This window comes from Methylobacter psychrophilus (assembly GCF_025583945.1).
GTDB classification, from domain to species: domain Bacteria; phylum Pseudomonadota; class Gammaproteobacteria; order Methylococcales; family Methylomonadaceae; genus Methylobacter_C; species Methylobacter_C psychrophilus.
The window spans coordinates 1-4389 of the sequence record NZ_JAOEGU010000106.1 but is presented as its reverse complement, the minus strand read 5'-3'; the positions used below and the strand labels follow the sequence as shown (position 1 = coordinate 4389).

General features: G+C 40.9%; 6 protein-coding genes. 5 read left to right on the top strand and 1 reads right to left on the bottom strand.

Features of this window, described 5'->3' with window-relative positions; genetic code table 11:
* From N7974_RS20865 to N7974_RS20180, 5 genes are all read left to right on the top strand, one after another.
* A partial coding sequence (locus N7974_RS20865; RefSeq protein ID WP_394813139.1) for a helix-turn-helix domain-containing protein occupies positions 1-143 on the top strand: 143 nt, incomplete at its 5' end.
* A gap of 35 nt (positions 144-178) precedes the next feature.
* Entirely contained in the window at positions 179-412 is a 234-nt protein-coding gene (locus N7974_RS20195; RefSeq protein ID WP_262967330.1) for a WGR domain-containing protein, read from the top strand.
* A gap of 286 nt (positions 413-698) precedes the next feature.
* Positions 699-929 (top strand): type II toxin-antitoxin system RelB family antitoxin, encoded by a 231-nt coding sequence (gene relB / locus N7974_RS20190; protein ID WP_262967329.1) that lies wholly within the window; start codon positions 699-701, stop codon positions 927-929.
* Complete coding sequence (locus N7974_RS20185; protein WP_262967328.1) at positions 913-1188, top strand: type II toxin-antitoxin system RelE family toxin; 276 nt, start codon at positions 913-915, stop codon at positions 1186-1188. Before relB ends, N7974_RS20185 begins: the two co-directional genes overlap by 17 nt.
* A 554-nt stretch (positions 1189-1742) precedes the next feature.
* On the top strand, positions 1743-3599 hold the full coding sequence (locus tag N7974_RS20180) for a PAS domain-containing sensor histidine kinase (RefSeq protein ID WP_262967327.1): 1857 nt from the start codon (positions 1743-1745) through the stop codon (positions 3597-3599).
* A gap of 408 nt (positions 3600-4007) precedes the next feature.
* On the opposite strand, the gene N7974_RS20175 is transcribed toward N7974_RS20180, so the two are convergent.
* Complete coding sequence (locus N7974_RS20175) at positions 4008-4142, bottom strand: hypothetical protein (protein ID WP_262967326.1); 135 nt, start codon at positions 4140-4142, stop codon at positions 4008-4010.
* Positions 4143-4389 lie beyond the last annotated feature (247 nt).

Sequence of the window (4389 nt, the reverse complement as noted above, 5' to 3'; positions counted from 1 at the left end):
GTCGGCCAAAAGCATTCAATGAACTGAATAAAGATATGGCCCTGGCGATGTTTAACGGGGGCGCTACCAAGATAGCGATTGCCCGACATTTTAACGTCACCCGGCAAACTATCTATACCTTATTAAAAACCTACGACAGTTGATTCACGCCACAACGTACTAAAAACAGAGGTGAGCCATGAAACATATTTACCTGGAAAGGCATGACCCGGACAAAAATCTACACCGGTTTTATCAATTATTTATAATGCCAGGCCTTTTTGGTGACTGGTCGCTGGTTAAAGAGTGGGGCAGGGCAGGTTCACCCGGAACGGTTCGGAAAGATTGGTTCGATACCGAGACGGAGGCGCAACTAGCGGGACAAAAATTATGCGCAGCCAAACAGAAAAAAGGCTATCAAGCCATTTTGTGATAGGGGTGGCTGAAGTAGTTCACCTATATATAAGGTGTACGCGTAAACTCTATCGAACACGATACTCTTGAGCAATCTCATTTATCGTTTTCTGCCCCGTTTCTATTGGTAGGGTCTGATAGTTGGGTACAGTCTCTAAAATGCTTACCGACATTCAATCTCAGCAAAAATAAAACAGCCAATGTAACTGTTACTTAAATTACCAGAGCGTTATTCACGCGATTAAATAAAACCAATCCAAAGAATGTTATACTTGTATCTCATTCATTGGATTGGAGAGACAACCATGAGCTCAGTATCACTTCGATTACCCGACGATATTACCGACCGACTCAGTAACCTGGCAAAATTAACTGGCCGTAGCAAAACCTTTTACATGATTGAAGCAATTCGTGATCACTTGGATGATCTGGAAGATTTGTACCTGGCAGAACAACGAGTAACTGACCTTCGTGCCGGTAGAAGTCACGCCGTGCCGTTGAAAGACGTAATGAAGCGCTATGGCCTGGAAGGTTGAAATTGATCCCGCCGCAGAGCGGGAACTAGATAAACTTGATCCGCAAATAGCCAGGCGCATTCTGGCATTTTTGTATGAACGAATCGCCGTATTAGATGACCCAAGAAGTATCGGCGAGCCGCTTAAAGGTTCAAAACTTGGTGAATTTTGGAAATACCGGGTAGGAGACTACCGAATTATCAGCAGTCTTGAAGATAACATTATGTGCGTTTTGGTCGTTAAAATTGGCAATCGCCGTGAAGTGTACCGGAACAAATAAAAATACCGCCACTGGTTAATGTTGGAGAGCATGCAAAACCCGTGGAGTCAATTATAATTGGTCTTTGAAATGACGGAAAACAAGTGTTTTCCGCATGGTCTTCCGTTAATCCGCCAGACCGCCAGAAAATATCATATCTACCCCTGTCTCTCCCTCAAATAATGCACGAAAACTATTGTTGGATTTAATTTGACCCTTTCTACTCTGTGGAAATTTTTCCGATGGTGTTTCCCGTACATGCTGGCCGACTACATGGACGTCTCGTTAAATCAATCATTTAACGGTCCATTGAAACAATTACCAGGTAGTCAGCCCCTGATTTTGTTGGCTATATAAAATCACTAGGGAAGTTAATTATCAGCAGGAACCGGTCTGAATTAGGCAGGAAGTTGTCTAAAATAGGGAAGCATTCATTGCATTTACTTGATAGAAATATTTTTTATGTAATATTGTAGAGTATTTTGTTGTTTATGTAGCTAAAATTATCCTCAGAACTGCTAAAAAAGCAGAGTAATAAATAATTATTTCACCAGTCTTCAAGAAAGGTATCGACAATGGTTACTGAAACGGTAGAGACGGAGGGCGCCGGAATGCTCCAAAAAGAAGCGGCTGCCAGGCTTGGTAAATCGGGTGCTGATCTTGCCAGTATGTCCGATACCGACATTGAAAAATTACTGTTTGAATTTCAGGTTCATCAAATAGAGCTGGAGTTGCAGAATGATGAACTAAAAAGAACCCATCACGAACTCAGTGTCTCTCATGATGACTTTGCACGAATTTATAATTTATCGCCCATCGCTTATCTGACCATAAACGAACAAGGTCTTATCAAGAAAGCCAATATTGCCGCAATACAGCTATTGAGTCGTTCAAAAGAGCTATTGGTAGGCAAGAGACTGGGCAAATTTATACATCCTTCAGATCAGGATAATTATTATTTTTTTATACGCGATCTTGTCGTAGCTAAAAACAAACACATTCTAAATGCAAAGCTGGTAGTCAAAAATAGTGAGGCTACAACATCTGAATGTCCCGGCTTTGAGCTTTATGGGTGTTCACGGGCATTATGCAGCTACAATAGCGATCTTGTTTATGTCGAATTGCGCAGCACCGTTAACAATAACTACGCGAATGATAGCGAAATATACCTGGCAGTTCAGGATGTCACTGAATATAAATATACTCAGGAGACCATCTCTTGCCTCAATAAAAAACTGGAAAAAAAGATTTTTGAGCAGACCTCCAAGCTGATTGAAAGCAATCAGGAGTTAACCCAAAAAATTGAAGAATTCAATTATTTAAAACACCAGTTGTGGGAACGCGAAGCCAAGCTGACGGCTATTTTTAATGCCTCAATAGAGGGGATTATTACTATTGATACGTCTGGTGTCATTTTATCGACAAACAAGGCCGTAGAAACTATTTTTGGCTACAGTGAGCAAGAGCTGGTCGGTTGCCGTTTTGACAAACTCATGTCGCCCTTACAGAAAAAAAAGCAGAGGCACAATGTAACTGCCAATATCCTTGGTGTTATTGGTTTAACTCGTGAAATAGATGGCATATGTAAAGATGGATCTAGGGTACCACTGGATATTTCCCTGGTGGAATATGCACTAGATGGGGCAAATTATTTCACCGGTATCTTTCGTGACGTGAGTTTGCGTAAACATCAGGAGCAACAAGAGAAAGAACATTTGGAAGAGTTGGCTCATGTCACCCGTGTTGGTCTTATGGGTGAAATGGGTTCAGGTATTGCGCATGAAGTTAATCAGCCGTTGACAGCGATTACTAATTATACGCAAGCTTGTTTACGTTTTATTGACGCGGAAAATCCGGATCTGGTGCAATTGGGTGACATATTATTCAAGATTCATCAGCAGGCGTTGAAAGCGGGCCAGATAATTCACCGTATGAAAAATTTTGTCAGTCCCAGAAAGATCTGTCGCATCAGTATCGATATCAATACCTTGGTCGAAGATGCGGTTGGCTTAAGTGCCAATGCTTTTAAACAAAGCAAAATCAAGCTTGAACTTGATTTGGAAAAAAACCTCCCTGAAGTTACTATTGATGATATTCAAATTGAACAGGTTTTGTTAAATCTGCTGAGAAACAGTATTGACGCATTAAAGGATATGCCGCCCACAACATCGAGAAAAATAAGGATTCAGACTAGTTTAAAGAATATCAACGAGATAGAAGTTAAGGTGCATGACAATGGCTCTGGGATTGATGATGCTCAAAAAGACAAAATACTGAATCCTTTTTTCACCACAAAATCAACAGGAATGGGCATGGGCTTATCGATTAGTCGTTCTATTATTGATGCTCATGGGGGTATTTTAAATTTCAAAAGTAAATCGGAAAAGGGCACGCTCTTTTATTTCACCTTACCGATAAAGAGAAAAATATAATGAGCATTCGATGTTCAAGTGTTTACATTTTTTGCATTCTAATTCTTGGAAAATCATTCAACAGCAGGCTACTGTAGCAAAGCCATTGGTTTTACGCGGCCTAAAACTCTCCCAACCATATGCTTGATGGTAAGGTGTTCACTGAAAAACATCGTCAATAAGCATATAGAATTGACGGCGTAAACTATGACCAAGAACTTTAACACCCAATGAAAACGCTACCGTGATAAGAACAATAAGTCATCCACCACTTGCCTGAAAAATAAATTAATAACAATCGGGACGTAGAACCAGCCTTCAAGGGTCCAGCGGTCGTCTAAAGCTTATTGGGCGCAGCGACATCAAACTGTCTGTAGCCATTTGGAAGTATTTTTGGTAGCGCGACTCCAAGTCCCTTTTTTTCATTAATTACCGCACTTTATAGCGCCTGACCTGAATATCTTCTTTTATAAAGGCTTGTGATAAATGACGAAAACCATAAACGATCTTGCTATTTTTTAAATAGCTCAATCGCCTTAATTCAAGGAATTCATTTTTTCGCATCGATTCGCCTTGTAAATTGATCCGGTGGGCGTTGTGCATCAACAATCTAAAATAGCGGCGGCTTTATGTGGAAAACCAATGCTTTGGCCTGTTGGCGTAAAGTCGGCACGAGGGCTGGCGAAGACAGGTTGCTTATCGTGTTATCCTTGTTGGCCATTAGGAATCTCTATTAATTGAGCATTTTTTGATTCTGTCGGCCGAGCGGTCGTAGCAATGGCATAGACTTCTTCTACTGCGTTGACCAAAA

What these genes read in the sequence shown, in the direction of transcription:
- N7974_RS20195 (WP_262967330.1), top strand. Translation starts at nt 179, where the DNA reads ATGAAACATATTTACCTGGAAAGGCATGACCCGGACAAAAATCTACAC.
- relB (WP_262967329.1), top strand. Translation starts at nt 699, where the DNA reads ATGAGCTCAGTATCACTTCGATTACCCGACGATATTACCGACCGACTC.
- N7974_RS20185 (WP_262967328.1), top strand. Translation starts at nt 913, where the DNA reads ATGGCCTGGAAGGTTGAAATTGATCCCGCCGCAGAGCGGGAACTAGAT.
- N7974_RS20180 (WP_262967327.1), top strand. Translation starts at nt 1,743, where the DNA reads ATGGTTACTGAAACGGTAGAGACGGAGGGCGCCGGAATGCTCCAAAAA.
- N7974_RS20175 (WP_262967326.1), bottom strand. Translation starts at nt 4,142, where the DNA reads ATGCGAAAAAATGAATTCCTTGAATTAAGGCGATTGAGCTATTTAAAA.